The organism is Escherichia sp. KTE96, assembly GCF_000408525.1.
In the GTDB taxonomy this organism is placed as follows: Bacteria; Pseudomonadota; Gammaproteobacteria; order Enterobacterales; family Enterobacteriaceae; genus Escherichia; species Escherichia marmotae.
This window is the reverse complement of the sequence record NZ_KE137147.1, coordinates 66,212-83,299: the sequence shown is the minus strand read 5'-3', so window position 1 is coordinate 83,299 and position 17,088 is coordinate 66,212. Positions and strand designations below refer to the sequence as shown.

17 protein-coding genes and 2 tRNA genes are annotated in these 17,088 nt (G+C 52.0%); 9 read left to right on the top strand and 10 right to left on the bottom strand.

Annotated features, from left to right (window positions below; genetic code table 11):
• Window positions 1-94: 94 nt before the first annotated feature.
• Together norW and norV are read right to left on the bottom strand one after the other, a co-directional pair.
• Window positions 95-1,228, bottom strand: coding sequence for an NADH:flavorubredoxin reductase NorW (gene norW / locus A1WG_RS17735; protein WP_001516940.1), 1,134 nt, complete (start codon window positions 1,226-1,228; stop codon window positions 95-97).
• Window positions 1,225-2,664 (bottom strand): anaerobic nitric oxide reductase flavorubredoxin, encoded by a 1,440-nt coding sequence (gene norV / locus A1WG_RS17740; RefSeq protein WP_000029627.1) that lies wholly within the window; start codon window positions 2,662-2,664, stop codon window positions 1,225-1,227. The genes norW and norV overlap by 4 nt, the downstream gene beginning before the upstream one ends.
• 186 nt (window positions 2,665-2,850) lie before the next feature.
• Between norV and norR the strand changes: the two genes are divergently transcribed.
• On the top strand, window positions 2,851-4,365 hold the full coding sequence (gene norR / locus A1WG_RS17745; protein ID WP_000010765.1) for a nitric oxide reductase transcriptional regulator NorR: 1,515 nt from the start codon (window positions 2,851-2,853) through the stop codon (window positions 4,363-4,365).
• On the opposite strand, the gene gutQ is transcribed toward norR, so the two are convergent.
• From gutQ to srlA, 7 genes are all read right to left on the bottom strand, one after another.
• Entirely contained in the window at window positions 4,362-5,327 is a 966-nt protein-coding gene (gene gutQ / locus A1WG_RS17750; protein WP_001516939.1) for an arabinose-5-phosphate isomerase GutQ, read from the bottom strand. The two genes, norR and gutQ, sit on opposite strands and share 4 nt — an antisense overlap.
• Entirely contained in the window at window positions 5,320-6,093 is a 774-nt protein-coding gene (gene srlR, locus A1WG_RS17755; protein ID WP_000804554.1) for a glucitol operon DNA-binding transcriptional repressor SrlR, read from the bottom strand. Before srlR ends, gutQ begins: the two co-directional genes overlap by 8 nt.
• Before the next feature lie 66 nt (window positions 6,094-6,159).
• Window positions 6,160-6,519 carry a transcriptional regulator GutM gene (gene gutM, locus A1WG_RS17760; RefSeq protein WP_000252920.1) on the bottom strand — a complete coding sequence of 120 codons (360 nt, stop codon included), beginning with the start codon at window positions 6,517-6,519 and terminating at the stop codon, window positions 6,160-6,162.
• 202 nt (window positions 6,520-6,721) lie between these two features.
• Window positions 6,722-7,501 (bottom strand): sorbitol-6-phosphate dehydrogenase, encoded by a 780-nt coding sequence (gene srlD / locus A1WG_RS17765; protein WP_001077342.1) that lies wholly within the window; start codon window positions 7,499-7,501, stop codon window positions 6,722-6,724.
• Between the two features lie 3 nt (window positions 7,502-7,504).
• A complete protein-coding gene (srlB, locus tag A1WG_RS17770) occupies window positions 7,505-7,876 on the bottom strand; it encodes a PTS glucitol/sorbitol transporter subunit IIA (RefSeq protein ID WP_016242534.1) in 372 nt (123 codons plus the stop codon).
• A gap of 10 nt (window positions 7,877-7,886) precedes the next feature.
• On the bottom strand, window positions 7,887-8,846 hold the full coding sequence (srlE, locus tag A1WG_RS17775; protein WP_001516937.1) for a PTS glucitol/sorbitol transporter subunit IIB: 960 nt from the start codon (window positions 8,844-8,846) through the stop codon (window positions 7,887-7,889).
• A complete protein-coding gene (gene srlA / locus A1WG_RS17780; protein ID WP_000573320.1) occupies window positions 8,843-9,406 on the bottom strand; it encodes a PTS glucitol/sorbitol transporter subunit IIC in 564 nt (187 codons plus the stop codon). The genes srlE and srlA overlap by 4 nt, the downstream gene beginning before the upstream one ends.
• 255 nt (window positions 9,407-9,661) lie before the next feature.
• On the opposite strand from srlA, the gene mltB reads away from it, so the two are divergent.
• Window positions 9,662-10,747 carry a lytic murein transglycosylase B gene (gene mltB / locus A1WG_RS17785; RefSeq protein WP_001516936.1) on the top strand — a complete coding sequence of 362 codons (1,086 nt, stop codon included), beginning with the start codon at window positions 9,662-9,664 and terminating at the stop codon, window positions 10,745-10,747.
• A gap of 42 nt (window positions 10,748-10,789) precedes the next feature.
• Here mltB and A1WG_RS17790 read toward each other — a convergent pair whose 3' ends face one another.
• Window positions 10,790-11,026, bottom strand: coding sequence for a hypothetical protein (locus tag A1WG_RS17790; protein WP_001516935.1), 237 nt, complete (start codon window positions 11,024-11,026; stop codon window positions 10,790-10,792).
• A 181-nt stretch (window positions 11,027-11,207) separates the two neighbouring features.
• Between A1WG_RS17790 and pncC the strand changes: the two genes are divergently transcribed.
• From pncC to A1WG_RS17825, 7 genes are all read left to right on the top strand, one after another.
• The gene (pncC, locus tag A1WG_RS17795; RefSeq protein WP_000132228.1) at window positions 11,208-11,705 is read left to right on the top strand and encodes a nicotinamide-nucleotide amidase; all 498 of its coding nucleotides are present in this window, start codon (window positions 11,208-11,210) and stop codon (window positions 11,703-11,705) included.
• 79 nt (window positions 11,706-11,784) lie between these two features.
• Entirely contained in the window at window positions 11,785-12,846 is a 1,062-nt protein-coding gene (recA, locus tag A1WG_RS17800) for a recombinase RecA (protein ID WP_001516934.1), read from the top strand.
• A 67-nt stretch (window positions 12,847-12,913) separates the two neighbouring features.
• Window positions 12,914-13,414: a recombination regulator RecX gene (gene recX / locus A1WG_RS17805; RefSeq protein ID WP_000137971.1), complete on the top strand. Its 501-nt coding sequence runs from the start codon at window positions 12,914-12,916 to the stop codon at window positions 13,412-13,414.
• A gap of 129 nt (window positions 13,415-13,543) precedes the next feature.
• Window positions 13,544-16,174: an alanine--tRNA ligase gene (gene alaS, locus A1WG_RS17810; RefSeq protein ID WP_001516933.1), complete on the top strand. Its 2,631-nt coding sequence runs from the start codon at window positions 13,544-13,546 to the stop codon at window positions 16,172-16,174.
• Between the two features lie 234 nt (window positions 16,175-16,408).
• Window positions 16,409-16,594 carry a carbon storage regulator CsrA gene (gene csrA / locus A1WG_RS17815; RefSeq protein WP_000906486.1) on the top strand — a complete coding sequence of 62 codons (186 nt, stop codon included), beginning with the start codon at window positions 16,409-16,411 and terminating at the stop codon, window positions 16,592-16,594.
• Between the two features lie 315 nt (window positions 16,595-16,909).
• Window positions 16,910-17,002 (top strand) — tRNA-Ser (locus A1WG_RS17820).
• A gap of 3 nt (window positions 17,003-17,005) precedes the next feature.
• A tRNA-Arg gene (locus A1WG_RS17825) sits at window positions 17,006-17,082 on the top strand.
• Window positions 17,083-17,088 lie beyond the last annotated feature (6 nt).

Below are 17,088 nucleotides of genomic sequence, written 5' to 3'. Positions count from 1 at the left end.
GCTCTCCGTAGGTCGGATAAGGCGCTCGCGCCGCATCCGACAACCGTGTTGCCTGATGCGACGCTGGCATTTTGGGCACAGTAGCCAGATGCGCCTACACCGGTAACGTTTTCAACAATCCAAACGCCTCTTTCATCCGATCTTCACTGACCACAAAGGCACGTAACTGATCGGTATCGTCCAGACCGCGTGCCACCATTCCCTGGTTTTCGGCACAAATCTGCCAGCGTAAATCCCGACGCTGGGTTTCCCCTGCCAGATGCAGTGGTAACTCCGGCGTTTTGATTTTTACCAGCATCGCCGGTAGTTTCAGAGGCGTATTAGCGCCGAGCAGATTTTTTGCCAGCATCATTGCGCTAAGTTGAATCGGCTGCAGAAACGGCAATACCTGACCGTTAATTTCCGCGCAATCGCCCAGCGCGTAAATATCGGCATTGCTGGTTTGCAGATAACTATCGACGCAAACGCCGCGATTAATCGTCAGCCCGGCGCGTCGTGCCAGGGCGGTTTCCGGACGCAGCCCGGTGGCGGCAATCACCGCATCCACTTCGATGCTGCGCTGGCGGTCCAGGGTTGCACGGATGCCAGAATCCGTTTTTTCCAGCGCCAGTAACTGAGATTTCAACAGCAGATGGACGCCCATCTCCGTCAACCGATGTTGTAAGCGACTGCTTACTTCCGGTGGCATTAACGATGCCAGAATACTGGCGGCGTTGTCGATCAGCGTGACTGCTTTGCCTGCCCGACAAAAATCCATCGCCAGTTCGCTACCAATCAGGCCGCCACCGACAATCAACACGCGCTGCGCTTCCCGTAGTTGCGTTTCACAGGCGCGATACTCTTGCTGACTATTTAAAGTAAGCATTAACTCACGCCCAGGCACCGGCGGGACGAAGGCGCTGGCACCGGTTGCCAGCACTAACTTGTCGTACTGCCACTGATTATTCTGGCTTTTCACCACATGGGCTTCGGCATCAATATCCGTCACCCAGGTTTGTGGAAACAGGCGCAGATTAAACTGTTCGGCAAATTCTCCCGCCGTCTGGCGGGTAAGGTCGTCGGCACGTTGTCCCTGACTGATAACATGGCTGAGATCAGGTTTGTTGTACTCATCCATGCTATCGGCAGCAATCAGGGTTAATGGAATACTGGCGTCCTGTTTGCGAATATTTTTCACCAGTTGGCGGGCGGCGAAGCCCGAACCAATGATCACAATACCGTTGCTCATTTTGCCTCCGATGCCAGTTCATCAAAGACGTCTTTGCCGAGGGAACATTCCGGGCACAGGAAGTTATCCGGAACTTCACTCCACGGCGTTCCCGGCGCGACGTCCTGCATTGGCTCGCCTTTTGCTGGATCGTAAATCCACTGGCAGACGCTGCACTGCATCCGTGGGCCGAGGTCGGTTGTTGTGGTGGCACTGGTTTCTTCTTTAACCACCGTATTCACTGTGCTCTGCGGCAGCGGCGCGAGCGCCCACTGACGGGCGATTTCACGACCGTGTTCACGACATAACTCCAGCGCGTCCTGATCCGGTCGCCATTTGGCTTTCAGACTAAGTGACATTTCGAAGCCTGCATCCTGCAAGCGCGTAGAAAGACGATCAACCGCACCGCCGCTCCAGCCGTGGGAGCCGAAAGCGCTGGCGCGTTTGTTACGGAAGCGCAATCCGGTCATCTCCTCCACCAGCCCGGCGATTTTCGGCATCATTACGTTATTCATCGTCGAAGTCCCAACCAGTACGCCTTTTGAGCGGAAGACATTGGTCAGGATTTCGTTTTTATCGCTCCGGGCGACGTTGAAAATTTTCACCGCTACGCGCGGGTCGGTTTCTGCAATCCCCTGGGCGATAGCGTCAGCCATCATGCGGGTGTTATTCGACATGGTGTCGTAGAAAATAGTGATCCTGTCTTCCTGATAATCCGCCGCCCATTTCAGGTACAGCTCGACAATCTGCGTCGGGTTATCGCGCCACACCACACCGTGAGAGGTGGCAATCATATCGACCGGCAAGTTAAAGCCCAGAATCTCGGTGATTTTGGGGGTTACCAGGCGGCTGAACGGCGTCAGGATATTGGCGTAGTAACGCTGGCACTGTTCGAAAAGCTCGGTCTGATCCACTTCATCGTTGAACAGATGCTCGTCGCAGTAGTGCTGACCAAAGGCATCGTTACTGAACAGCACTGCATCGCCCGTCAGGTAAGTCATCATGCTGTCCGGCCAGTGGAGCATTGGTGTTTCGACAAAAATGAGCTGTTTGCCGTTACCGATATCCAGCGTGTCGCCGGTTTTCACCACGTTGAAATTCCACTCCGGATGATGGTGATGACCATTAATTGAGTCGATGGCGTTGGCAGTACAGTAGATTGGCGTATCCGGAATTTGCGCCATCAGTTCGGTCAGCGCCCCGGCGTGGTCTTCTTCTGCATGGTTAATTACGATGTAATCGATATCTGCCAGATCGATTTCATTACGCAGGTTCTGCACAAATTCGCGGCTGAATTTATGGTCGACAGTGTCGATTAGCACGTTTTTTTCTTCGCGAATGAGGTAGCTGTTGTAGCTGCTGCCGCGCAGCGTCTTATATTCTGTGCCGTGAAAATCACGCACTTCCCAGTCACGTTGACCAACCCAATGAATGTTATTTTTCACCACAATAGACATAGCAACCTCAATTTATTCAGCGTGTTCTAAAAAGATGTCTTGTTAATTGCAGATTGCGTGCCAGTTTTTTATCTAATTGTTTTTACTCTATAAATTAATTTATGCTCATTAATGAGTAGTCAAAATGACTATTAATCAGATGGTCGATATGACAATATCTATAGTCAAATTGACAGTGAGGCAAAGATGAGTTTTTCCGTTGATGTGCTGGCGAATATCGCCATCGAATTGCAGCGCGGGATTGGCCATCAGGATCGTTTTCAACGCCTGATTACCACGCTGCGTCAGGTGCTGGAGTGTGATGCGTCAGCGTTGCTGCGCTACGACTCGCGGCAATTTATTCCGCTCGCCATCGACGGGCTGGCAAAAGATGTGCTCGGCAGACGCTTTGCGCTGGAAGGGCATCCGCGGCTGGAAGCGATTGCCCGTGCCGGGGACGTGGTGCGTTTTCCTGCAGACAGCGAATTACCCGATCCTTATGACGGTTTGATTCCCGGGCAGGAGAGTCTGAAGGTTCATGCCTGTGTTGGTCTGCCATTGTTTGCCGGGCAAAACCTGATTGGCGCATTGACGCTCGACGGGATGCAGCCCGATCAGTTCGATGTTTTCAGCGATGAAGAGTTACGGCTGATTGCCGCGCTGGCGGCGGGGGCGTTAAGCAATGCGTTGCTGATTGAACAACTGGAAAGCCAGAATATGTTGCCGGGTCATGCCGTGCCGTTTGAAGCGGTGAAAGAGATGCAGATGATTGGCCTGTCGCCAGGTATGACGCAACTGAAAAAAGAGATTGAGATTGTGGCAGCGTCCGATCTCAACGTCTTAATTAGCGGTGAGACGGGAACAGGTAAGGAGCTGGTGGCGAAAGCGATTCATGAAGCCTCGCCGCGGGCGGTGAATCCGCTGGTTTATCTCAACTGCGCCGCACTGCCGGAAAGCGTGGCGGAAAGTGAGCTGTTCGGGCATGTGAAAGGGGCGTTTACCGGCGCTATCAGTAACCGCAGTGGTAAGTTTGAAATGGCGGATAACGGTACGCTGTTTCTGGATGAGATCGGTGAGTTGTCGTTGGCATTGCAGGCCAAGCTACTGCGGGTGTTGCAGTATGGCGATATTCAGCGCGTTGGCGATGACCGCAGTTTGCGGGTGGATGTGCGCGTACTGGCAGCGACTAACCGCGACTTGCACGAAGAAGTACTGGCAGGGCGATTTCGCGCCGATTTATTCCATCGCCTGAGTGTGTTTCCGCTTTCCGTGCCGCCGCTACGTGAGCGGGGCGATGACGTTATTTTGCTGGCGGGTTATTTCTGCGAGCAGTGCCGTCTGCGACTGGGACTTTCTCGCGTGGTGTTGAGCGCCAGTGCGCGGAATTTATTGCAACACTACCGTTTTCCGGGAAACGTGCGCGAACTGGAACATGCTATTCATCGGGCGGTAGTGCTGGCGAGAGCGACCCGCAGCGGTGATGAAGTGATTCTTGAGGCGCAACATTTTGCTTTTCCTGAGGTGACGTTGCCGTCGCCAGAAGTGACGACAGTGCCCGTCGTTAAACAAAACCTGCGTGAAGCGACAGAAGAGTTCCAGCGCGAAACCATTCGCCAGGCGCTGGCACAAAATAATCACAATTGGGCCGCCTGTGCGCGGATGCTGGAAATCGACGTCGCCAACCTGCATCGGCTGGCGAAACGTCTGGGATTGAAGGATTAAATAATCCCGGCCTGATAGAAATCCTGCAGGTTAATCGCGCCGGCGAGTTTACCGTTTTCATCTACCACCGGTGCGGCGGTGATTTTGCGCTTCATCAGGATCTCTTTGGCGTCAATGGCGCGGCTTTGTGCCTGTAATGTGGTGCCACCAGCCGTCATCGCTTCATTAACGGGCGTGGTGAGTGCACCACCGCCAACCAGCCAGCGACGTAAATCGCCGTCGGTAAAGACGCCTTTCACCAGTCGTTGATCATCACACACTGCCACCAGCCCTAACCCGGTGCGGCTGAGTTCCAGCATCGCGTCCATCACGCTGGCGGTTAACGCCACCTGCGGGACAGCATCATCACGGCGCATCAGATGATGCACTTTGTTCAGCAAGCGAGCGCCCAGCGCGCCGGCTGGATGGGAGCGGGCAAAATCTTCTTCATTAAACCCACGCGCCTGCATGACCGCCATCGCCAGCGCATCGCCCATCATCAGGGTATTGACGGTGCTGGAAGTCGGCGCAAGGTGCATCGGGCAGGCTTCGCGTTCTACGGAAATATCCAGCACCGCTTTCGCCGCCAGACCCAGCGGTGACGTCGGTTTACCGGTCATTGCCAGCAGAGCAATAGATTTGTCTTCCAGACGCGGAATAATCAGATCCAGTTCCTTTGCGCCACCGGAGTACGAGATAAACAGCATTACATCGCGGCTTTCAATCATCCCCAGATCGCCGTGCAGTGCCTCTGCCGGATGGACAAAAAAAGCAGGCGTGCCAGTGCTGGCAAGCGTTGCGGCGATTTTCTTACCAATGTGGCCCGATTTGCCAATTCCCGAAACCACCACTTTGCCTTCGCAGTGCAGGATGATATTGGCGGCGCGAACAAAATCATCGCCCAGACGTTCAGGTAAACGGCTTGCTTCCTGCAACTCCAGCATTAACGTCTGACATCCCGCGTTCAGTAGTGCTTCACTCATTGCTTTCTCCGGTGATGATCACGTCGATCCCTTTCTCTTCCAGCGCCTGACGAAACGCTGGAGAAATGCCTGCGTCGGTAATGAGTTTATCGACGCTTTCAAGACTGCAAACTACATTGGGGCTTTTACGACCAAACTTCGATGAGTCAGCCATCAAAATAACTTCGCGCGCAGCATTACACATCGCTTTACTGACGGTGTAGACCTCGTTGAAAGTCGTTACGCCTGCATTCAGATCGATGCCGTCGGTGCCCATAAACAATTTATCGAAGCTGAAATGTTCGAAGGCATTCTCGGCAAGTTGCCCGTGAAATGAGGCCGATTTTTTGCGAAATGTTCCGCCAGGCATCAGGATGGTTTGCTCGTTATCCAGTTCGGATAGCGCATTGACAATATGCAGACTGTTGGTCATCACTGTGATGTTATTAAAGCGCGAGAGCATTGGCACCATCTGCAATACGGTACTGCCAGCATCGAGAATGATTGAGTCGCCATCGTGGATAAAACTGACGGCGGCTTCCGCTATCAACTCTTTTTTGTGGGTGTTGATGAGCGTTTTATGATCGATTGGCGGATCGGATTCCTCTTTATTTAACACCACGCCGCCATAGGTACGAATGACGGTTCCGGCATGTTCCAGAATGACCAGATCTTTGCGAATGGTTGTGCCTGTGGTGTCAAAGTATTGCGCCAATTCTTCAACCGAGCATTTCCCCTGCTTTTGCAGATACTCCAGAATGGCGGCCTGACGCTGACGAGGTTTCATAGGCGTGATTACCTGATTTAGGTTTCAAAATGATAACTTCGCAAGCAAGTAGCATTCACAACGAAATTATCTACGTTTCAGTTTAAGCGCCAATGATAGAGCATTCTGCGATAATGGATCATGGGGAAAGATCACATCGGGCCGTAAATCAGCAGAATGCATACCCGTAATGGCGGGAATTTTTTGCGGTCGGGCGAAAACGGTCAGTCCTTTCATAAACAAGGTGTCGACGATGCGCTGCTGATCGTCCAGGGCGATGGCGACTACGACCCGCGGTTTAAAGCGCCCGCTGGAACGGCCCACGCCAACGCGGCCTTGCTGGCAAAGTGCATCGAAGGCACGGTTAAAACGAGAAATTTGCCAGCCGCCTAAGGCCAGTTGTGTACACCAGGCGATAACGGCGACGGTGATGAGAGCGGATACCATAACTTCTCCTTATATGTGGTGGCGGAGGATTTCCGCTGAGAATGTTTACAGTGTGTGCTTTATTCATGCCGGATGCGGCGTGAACGCCTTATTAGGTCTTAAAAGTTTTGTCAATTCAATGTGTTGTATGGGTGTCGTAGGCCTGATAAGCGTAGCGCATCAGGCAGTCTCGCGGAGATCCTTAAAGGATCTCCGCTGTTGATCAGAACATGACCTGACCGCCAGTGACATTAATCGACTGCCCGGTGCAGTACGACGCTTTGGGACTGGCGTAGAACAACAACATATTCAGCACGTCCTGATAATCGCAGCCGCGCTTAAGTGGCACTTTATCGATGTAATATTGCTCGACTTGATCCGGTTTTATGCCCAGCTTAGTGGCGTATTGCGGCAATAGTGACTGGAACATAGGTGATTTCAGCAAGTTACCGAGCATCAGTGAATGCACCGTAATGCCGTACTCCGCAAGATCCAACGCCAGTGACTGGGTAAGACCGACTCCGCCAAATTTCGCGGCGCTGTAACCAGAGTTGTGTTTGCTGCCCACTTTGCCTGATTTCGAGTTGATCTGAATAATCCGTCCCTGAATGCCGTCGCGGATCATCAGGCGCGAAAATTCACGCGCACAAAGGAAGTAGCCCACCAGATTTACCTGTAGCGAGCGGTCAAAATCCCCCAGTTGGAAATCGCTGATAAACGCTGCTTTAGCAATTCCGGCGCTGTAGACCAGTAAATCCACACGACCAAAGATCTCATCTACCCCACGAGAGAGTGCCAGTACGCTCTGCTCGCTGGTGGCATCAGCACCAAAACCATATGCCATGCCTTCGCCATATTCTGCATTAATTTCTTGCGCCACATTTGCAGCTTTGTCGCTCTGAATATCGACAACCGCCACGCGATACCCCTCGGCAGCCAGACCGTGGCACAGGAACGCGCCTAAGGTTTGCCCACCACCGATGACAACAGCAACCTGATTCATTTTTTACTCCTTAACAGATTCAAACTTCAAAACTGATCCCGGCGCGATATCGTCGGGTACGGGGCCTGCCACATGGACAGTGCCCGGAAATTCCGCTTCGCTTAAACCATCGAAGCGCAGGGTGACATGACCCAGTTCGCGAAGGTTGTCTTCCGCCACGCTGCCAACGGCGGTTACCGGATAGCGATGCTGTCCGAGAGAAAATTGCAAACCGGGATGGAGTTCACCTTTCAATTCGCCGTGGCAATGAATGAAGCAATACTCTTCGAGATCCGCAGGCGCGCCTTCACGAAAGGTGATGAGCATCTGATCGCTGAGAGCGTCAGTCGCACTCGCGCCGATACGGGTGATGGTGGTCTGATAAATAACGGTCATGTTTTAACCTCTATTGATAGATAAAACCGGAGACAAACCAGGCGATAAGTACGGTAGGCGCGCCGGTCAGAAAGCGGCTCACCAGTACAGAAGGGACACCGACGCGAACCGTGTCCTGACGGGCTTCCGCCAGAGACAAACCGACCGGGATAAAATCGCAGGCCGCCTGCGCGTTGATGGCAAACAGCGCCGGTAAAGCCAGATGCGGCGGAATATTGCCGAGACCAATCTGCACGCCAATCAATACGCCGATAACCTGCGCGATAACCGCGCCAGGGCCGAGGAAAGGCGAAAGCAGCGGAAAGGAGCAGATGAGTGCCAGCATCACCAGTCCCAGAGGATGACTGGCCAGCGGAGCAAGACCGTGGGCTATCCAGTCGCCAAGACCGGAAGCCATAATGATGCCGATAAGCGCCGAGACGAACGCCATAAACGGCAGGATGGTTTTTAATACGGTGTCGATGGTGTCGCGGCCAGACTGGAACAGCACGGCAACCGCAGACCCCATGCCCATTCCTACTTTCGCCAGTAAGCCATCGCTTTGTTCGGTGATTTTCTTGCTGGTATCGTAGTCACGACCTACGGTAGAGGATTGTGGAGCAGCATCACCCACTACAGTGATGTTTTCTTCTTTTACACCGGAGACATAAATATCTTCCACGATGTACTGCGCCAGCGGACCGGACTTGCCCGTTGAGTGGATATTGATAGTGGGAATACGCCGCTTGGGATAGATGCCGCAGCGCAGTGTACCGCCACAGTCGATTACCGCGACGCCGATTTCCGCTTCTGCGGGTTCACCTTCTTTAAATCCGTCGATAGCCTGCCAGCCAGTAAGCTGTGCCAGTTTGTCGACAATCGCAGGACGTGTACCGGCGGTGATATAGACGATTTTTTTCCCCGTAGTGGCTTCCAGCTCCAGCGGGCCGCCCCAACCACCCGTCCCTTTTTCGATCCGAATACGTGTCATGATGTTGCTCCTGCCAGGCGAACTTTCTGTTCAAGTTGAATGCCCATCTTTTTCTCAAAAATGGCGGTGGTCAGGTCGGTCACCCAACCGCGGAAGAAGTTAGTGATCAGGCCTACCAGCAGATAACTGACGGCCAGCGGGCCAAGTGGCAGGTTCAGCGTTGTCAGACCGCTGGCAATTCCAAGATAAACAAACAATTCGCCGGGGTTGATATGGGGGAAGAGGCCATTCATTGAGTGGCAGCTATAAGAAGCCGCCGCATAGTAGCTGGGTTTGTACTTTTCCGGCATAAAGCGACCGAGGCTTAAGGTCATGGGGTTACAAAAGACAAACGTACCAATGCACGGTAGCAGCAGGTAACGGGAAACAGGATTACCGGCGCAACGTTGAGCAAATCGTTCAATACGATGTTGACCGATAAAATTAATCAGTGCGTTCATGATTACCAGCAGGCTAATCAACAGCGGAAGAATGCCGGTCACCATCCCGGTAAACACCTCTCCACCTTTCTGGAACAGCCCGATGAACCACTCTGCGCCATGAGTAATGGTTTCTATCATTGTTCTCTCCTTCAGAATTTATTGTTTTATTACCAAACGGCAACCTAATCTAATCAGATTGAAAGATTTAAAAGTGTTATTTTGATCGCAAAATGAAAGATAAATGTTTTAATTTGAAAGTTATGGTGAAGGTGTGTCGATGAAGGGTATTTGAGTTATGTAAAGTCCGTATCGGGGAGCGACTACCGCTTCCTTGTGCAGGGCGCGATGCTTTACCATACTTGCCCCAGGTTGAATCTGTTAAATGGACTCCTCATGTTCAAGCGTCGTTATGTAACATTGCTTCCCCTTTTTGTGTTGCTTGCCGCCTGCAGCAGCAAGCCAAAACCTACCGAGACTGAAACGACCACCGGAACGCCGTCTGGCGGCTTCCTGCTTGAGCCGCAGCACAATGTGATGCAGATGGGCGGTGACTTCGCCAACAACCCGAATGCCCAGCAGTTCATCGATAAAATGGTGAGCAAACACGGCTTCGATCGTCAGCAACTGCAAGAAATCCTTTCCCAGGCGAAACGTCTGGATTCGGTACTGCGGTTGATGGATAACCAGGCACCGACCACATCGGTGCAGCCGCCATCAGGCCCGAACGGTGCATGGCTGCGTTATCGCAAAAAATTTATTACTCCGGATAACGTGCAGAACGGCGTGGTTTTCTGGAATCAATATGAAGATGCGCTGAATCGCGCGTGGCAGGTATATGGTGTACCGCCAGAAATTATCGTCGGAATTATTGGCGTCGAAACCCGCTGGGGACGCGTGATGGGTAAAACCCGCATCCTTGATGCGCTGGCAACGCTGTCATTTAACTATCCACGCCGCGCGGAATATTTCTCTGGCGAACTGGAAACCTTCCTGCTAATGGCGCGCGATGAGCAGGATGATCCGCTCAATCTGAAAGGTTCCTTTGCCGGAGCGATGGGCTATGGACAGTTTATGCCATCGTCTTACAAACAATACGCCGTGGACTTTAGCGGTGATGGTCATATCAACCTGTGGGATCCGGTTGATGCTATTGGTAGTGTGGCAAACTATTTCAAAGCGCACGGCTGGGTGAAAGGTGACCTGGTGGCGGTGATGGCAAACGGCCAGGCTCCAGGTTTACCAAATGGTTTCAAAACTAAGTACAGCATTTCGCAGCTTGCTGCGGCAGGTTTGACGCCGCAGCAGCCGTTGGGGAATCATCAGCAGGCCAGCTTGCTGCGTCTGGATGTTGGGACGGGTTACCAGTACTGGTATGGTCTGCCGAACTTCTACACCATTACTCGTTACAACCACAGCACCCATTATGCAATGGCAGTCTGGCAGTTAGGACAGGCTGTGGCGCTGGCGCGCGTACAGTAACAACTGACAAGAGGGGAGTTTAAACTTCCCTCTGCTTTATTACTATTTATTCGAATTACGTAATTGCTTGATTTTTTTCGACAGCGATATCGTATATCCCAGGCAGACAACGCCTAATGCAGCCTGACCGAAGTCGAAAGGTTCAAGATAGCCAGAAGATAAAATCTTACATACCACTGCAACCAGGGCGCTGATGCCGCCAATGGTGACCCACATGCGCATTTGCGTGGTCTGTTTGAGCACGTTTTGTGGGGTGTTATCCGTTTTCTTTGTTGCCATTGCTTTTCTCTCCCTGTGAATACATATCAATGTGAACGCGGCATGGTAGCCTTTTTTCTTTACCGGTTGGTCGTAACAGTCTTATTTCGGAATGCGACTCGTAAAATGAATCGCTCGTCCCCATCTTCTGCGGGAAAGTGCTATCTTGTCAGGCATAAATTTTTGACTGACAGAGGTTGTGATGACTGACAGTGAACTGATGCAATTGAGTGAACAGGTCGGGCTGGCACTGAAAGCCCGTGGCGCAACCGTCACAACCGCTGAGTCTTGTACCGGCGGTTGGGTCGCGAAAGTTATTACCGATATTGCTGGCAGTTCCGCCTGGTTTGAACGCGGATTTGTCACCTACAGTAACGAGGCTAAAGCGCAGATGATCGGCGTACGTGAAGAGACGCTGGCGCAGCATGGCGCGGTGAGTGAACCCGTCGTGGTGGAAATGGCAATTGGTGCACTGAAAGCGGCTCGAGCTGATTATGCCGTGTCTATCAGCGGCATTGCCGGACCGGATGGCGGCAGTGAAGAGAAGCCTGTAGGCACCGTCTGGTTTGCGTTTGCTTCTGCCAGCGGCGAAGGCATTACCCGCCGGGAATGCTTCAGCGGTGACCGTGATGCAGTACGACGTCAGGCGACGGCTTATGCATTACAGACGTTGCGACAACAATTTCTACAAAACACTTGATACTGTATGAGCATACAGTATAATTGCTTCAACAGAACATATTGACTATCCGGTATTACCCGGCATGACAGGAGTAAAAATGGCTATCGACGAAAACAAACAGAAAGCGTTGGCGGCAGCACTGGGCCAGATTGAGAAACAATTTGGTAAAGGCTCCATCATGCGCCTGGGTGAAGACCGTTCCATGGATGTGGAAACCATCTCTACCGGTTCGCTTTCACTGGATATCGCGCTTGGGGCAGGTGGTCTGCCGATGGGCCGTATCGTCGAAATCTACGGGCCGGAATCTTCCGGTAAAACCACGCTGACGCTACAGGTGATTGCCGCTGCGCAGCGTGAAGGTAAAACCTGTGCGTTTATCGATGCTGAACACGCGCTGGACCCAGTCTATGCACGTAAACTGGGCGTCGATATTGATAATCTGCTGTGCTCTCAACCGGACACTGGTGAGCAGGCTCTGGAAATCTGTGACGCTCTGGCACGTTCTGGCGCGGTAGATGTTATCGTTGTTGACTCCGTTGCGGCGCTGACGCCGAAAGCAGAAATCGAAGGCGAAATTGGTGACTCTCATATGGGCCTTGCGGCACGTATGATGAGCCAGGCAATGCGTAAGCTGGCGGGTAACCTGAAGCAATCCAACACGTTGCTGATTTTCATCAACCAGATCCGTATGAAAATTGGCGTGATGTTCGGTAACCCTGAAACCACTACCGGTGGTAATGCGCTGAAATTCTACGCTTCTGTTCGTCTCGATATCCGCCGTATTGGCGCGGTGAAAGAGGGCGAAAACGTGGTGGGTAGCGAAACTCGCGTGAAAGTTGTGAAGAACAAAATCGCTGCGCCGTTTAAACAGGCTGAATTCCAAATCCTCTACGGCGAAGGCATCAACTTCTACGGCGAACTGGTTGACCTGGGCGTGAAAGAGAAGCTGATCGAGAAAGCGGGTGCATGGTACAGCTATAAAGGCGAGAAGATCGGCCAGGGTAAAGCAAATGCGACAGCATGGCTGAAAGACAACCCGGAAACTGCGAAAGAGATCGAGAAGAAAGTGCGTGAGTTGCTGCTGAGCAACCCAAATGCAACGCCAGATTTCTCTGTTGATGACAGCGAAGGTGTAGCAGAAACGAACGAAGATTTTTAATCGTCTTGTTTGATACATAAGGGTCGCATCTGCGGCCCTTTTGCTTTTTAAGTTTTAAGGGGATGCCATGACCGAATTAACGCCCCGTCGCCCGATATATACTCGCCTGTTGGATCGCGCGGTACGTATTCTGGCGGTACGTGATCACAGTGAGCAGGAACTGCGCCGTAAACTTGCCGCACCGATTATGGGCAAAAATGGCCCGGAAGAGATTGATGCCACGGCAGAAGATTATGAGCGTGTTATCGCCTGGTGTCATGAACACGGTTATCTCGATGACAGCCGCTTTGTTGCACGCTTTATCGCCAGTCGCAGTCGCAAAGGATATGGACCGGCACGTATTCGTCAGGAACTGAGCCAGAAAGGGATCTCCCGAGAGGCGACAGAAAAAGCGATGCGTGAATGTGATATCGACTGGTGCGCGCTGGCGCGTGATCAAGCGACGCGAAAATATGGTGAACCTTTGCCAACCATCTTTTCAGAAAAAGTTAAGATCCAGCGTTTTCTGCTCTATCGTGGCTATCTGATGGAAGATATCCAGGAGATTTGGCGAAATTTTGCCGACTGAACGCATACGGTATTTTACTTCCCAGTCAAGAAAACTTATCTTATTCCCACTTTTTCAGTTACCAGCCCGGCGGTTAACAACACGTTGCTGCTGGTAGCGATATTTCTTTAGCTTGATTTCAGGATAATTATGAGCAAGAGCACCGCTGAGATCCGTCAGGCGTTTCTCGACTTTTTCCACAGTAAGGGGCATCAGGTAGTTGCCAGCAGTTCCCTGGTTCCCCATAACGACCCAACTTTGTTGTTTACCAACGCCGGGATGAACCAGTTCAAGGATGTGTTCCTTGGGCTCGACAAGCGTAATTATTCCCGCGCTACCACTTCCCAACGCTGCGTGCGTGCGGGTGGTAAACACAACGACCTGGAAAACGTCGGTTACACCGCACGCCATCACACCTTCTTCGAAATGCTGGGCAACTTCAGCTTCGGTGACTATTTCAAACACGATGCTATTCAGTTTGCATGGGAATTGCTGACCAGCGAAAAATGGTTTGCCCTGCCGAAAGAGCGTCTGTGGGTTACCGTCTATGAAAGCGACGACGAAGCCTACGAAATCTGGGAAAAAGAAGTTGGGATCCCACGCGAACGTATTATTCGCATCGGTGATAACAAAGGTGCGCCATACGCATCTGACAACTTCTGGCAGATGGGCGACACTGGTCCGTGCGGCCCGTGCACCGAAATTTTCTATGATCACGGCGACCATATCTGGGGTGGCCCTCCGGGAAGCGCAGAAGAAGACGGCGACCGTTACATTGAGATCTGGAACATCGTCTTCATGCAGTTCAACCGCCAGGCCGATGGCACTATGGAACCGCTTCCGAAGCCGTCTGTTGATACCGGTATGGGGCTGGAGCGAATTGCTGCGGTGCTGCAACACGTTAACTCTAACTATGACATTGACCTGTTCCGCACGCTGATTCAGGCGGTTGCAAAAGTCACTGGCGCGACCGATCTGAGCAACAAATCGCTGCGTGTTATCGCTGACCACATTCGTTCCTGCGCATTCCTGATAGCAGATGGTGTCATGCCATCCAATGAAAACCGTGGTTATGTACTGCGTCGTATCATTCGTCGCGCGGTACGTCACGGCAATATGCTGGGCGCGAAAGAAACCTTCTTCTACAAACTGGTTGGTCCGCTGATCGACGTTATGGGCTCTGCGGGTGAAGACCTGAAACGCCAGCAGGCGCTGGTTGAGCAGGTGCTGAAAACTGAAGAAGAGCAGTTTGCGCGTACTTTGGAGCGCGGTCTGGCGTTGCTGGACGAAGAGTTAGCGAAACTTTCTGGTGATACGCTGGATGGCGAAACGGCTTTCCGTCTGTACGATACCTACGGTTTCCCGGTTGACCTGACGGCTGACGTTTGTCGTGAGCGCAACATCAAAGTCGATGAAGCCGGTTTTGAAGCAGCAATGGAAGAGCAGCGCCGTCGCGCACGTGAAGCCAGTGGTTTTGGCGCTGATTACAACGCGATGATCCGTGTTGATAGCGCTTCTGAATTTAAAGGCTATGACCATCTGGAACTGAACGGCAAAGTGACTGCACTGTTTGTTGATGGCAAAGCTGTTGATGCAATCAATGCAGGCCAGGAAGCGGTTGTCGTACTGGATCAAACGCCATTCTATGCAGAATCAGGCGGCCAGGTTGGCGATAAAGGCGAACTGAAAGGCGCAAGCTTCTCTTTTGCGGTGGAAGACACTCAAAAATACGGCCAGGCGATAGGTCACATCGGTAAACTTGCTGCGGGTTCTCTGAAAGTGGGCGACGCGGTGCAGGCTGATGTTGATGAAGCGCGCCGCGCCCGTATTCGTCTGAACCACTCCGCAACGCACCTGATGCACGCTGCATTGCGCCAGGTTCTGGGTACTCATGTCTCCCAGAAAGGTTCTTTGGTTAACGACAAAGTGCTGCGTTTCGACTTCTCGCATAACGAAGCGATGAAACCTGAAGAGATTCGAGCGGTCGAAGACCTGGTGAACGCACAGATTCGTCGCAACCTGCCGATCGAAACCAACATCATGGATCTTGAGGCGGCTAAAGCGAAAGGCGCGATGGCGTTGTTCGGTGAGAAGTATGATGAACGCGTACGTGTGCTGAGCATGGGCGATTTCTCTACCGAGCTGTGTGGCGGTACTCACGCCAGCCGCACTGGTGATATCGGCCTGTTCCGCATCACCTCTGAATCGGGTACTGCTGCAGGCGTTCGCCGTATCGAAGCGGTAACCGGAGAAGGTGCTATCACCACTGTTCATGCGGACAGCGATCGCTTAAGCGAAGTCGCGCATCTGCTGAAAGGCGATAGCAACAATCTGGTTGATAAAGTGCGTTCAGTGCTGGAACGTACGCGTCAGTTGGAAAAAGAGTTACAACAGCTTAAAGAACAGGCTGCTGCGCAGGAGAGTGCGAATCTTTCCAGTAAGGCAATTGATGTTAATGGTGTTAAGCTGTTGGTTAGCGAGCTTAGCGGTGTTGAGCCGAAAATGTTACGTACCATGGTTGACGATTTAAAAAATCAGCTGGGGTCGACAATTATCGTGCTGGCAACGGTAGCCGAAGGTAAGGTTTCTCTGATTGCAGGCGTATCTAAGGACGTCACAGATCGTGTGAAAGCAGGGGAACTGATTGGTATGGTCGCTCAGCAGGTGGGCGGCAAGGGTGGTGGACGTCCTGACATGGCGCAAGCCGGTGGTACGGATGCTGCGGCCTTACCTGCAGCGTTAGCCAGTGTGAAAGGCTGGGTCAGCGCGAAATTGCAATAATATAAGCGTCAGGCAATGCCGCAGAGTGAGTCTGCGGCATTCGCATCAACGCTATCGACAACGATAAAGTCAGGTTGAAGTTGTGTATATCGGCTAAACTTAGGTTTAACAGAATGTAATGCCATGACTGCTTACATGTAATGTGTTTGTCATTGCTTACTTTTTGGCGTTATATGATGGATAATGCCGGGATACAGAGAGACCCGACTCTTTTAATCTTTCAAGGAGCAAAGAATGCTGATTCTGACTCGTCGAGTTGGTGAGACCCTCATGATTGGGGATGAGGTCACCGTGACAGTTTTAGGGGTAAAGGGCAACCAGGTACGTATTGGCGTAAATGCCCCGAAGGAAGTTTCTGTTCACCGTGAAGAGATCTACCAGCGTATCCAGGCTGAAAAATCCCAGCAGTCCAGTTACTAATCTTTCCGCGTCTCATCTTTAACGGTGAGACGCACCCTCAAAATTTCTCCTTCACTTCATTTTCTTTTCGCGTTACACCCGTTCATTCATCTTTAGTCTCCCTTTTTCTGTATTACCGCTACCTTTCAGATGCCCGTTTTTCTGTTGATAAAACACTCTTTTTGGCGTTTTTACAGACTAATTGAGCGTGAAGTGTGCAAACGATAAAAGTGTGGGAAAAATTGTTTGACTTATAAGTCTCAGAAAGTAATATGTGCGCCACGCAGCGACGATGAGCGATAAACAAGTTCTTCGAAGCACTCGTAAGAGGCGTGTGGTGAGGTGGCCGAGAGGCTGAAGGCGCTCCCCTGCTAAGGGAGTATGCGGTCAAAAGCTGCATCCGGGGTTCGAATCCCCGCCTCACCGCCATTTGCATCCGTAGCTCAGCTGGATAGAGTACTCGGCTACGAACCGAGCGGTCGGAGGTTCGAATCCTCCCGGATGCACCATATTCT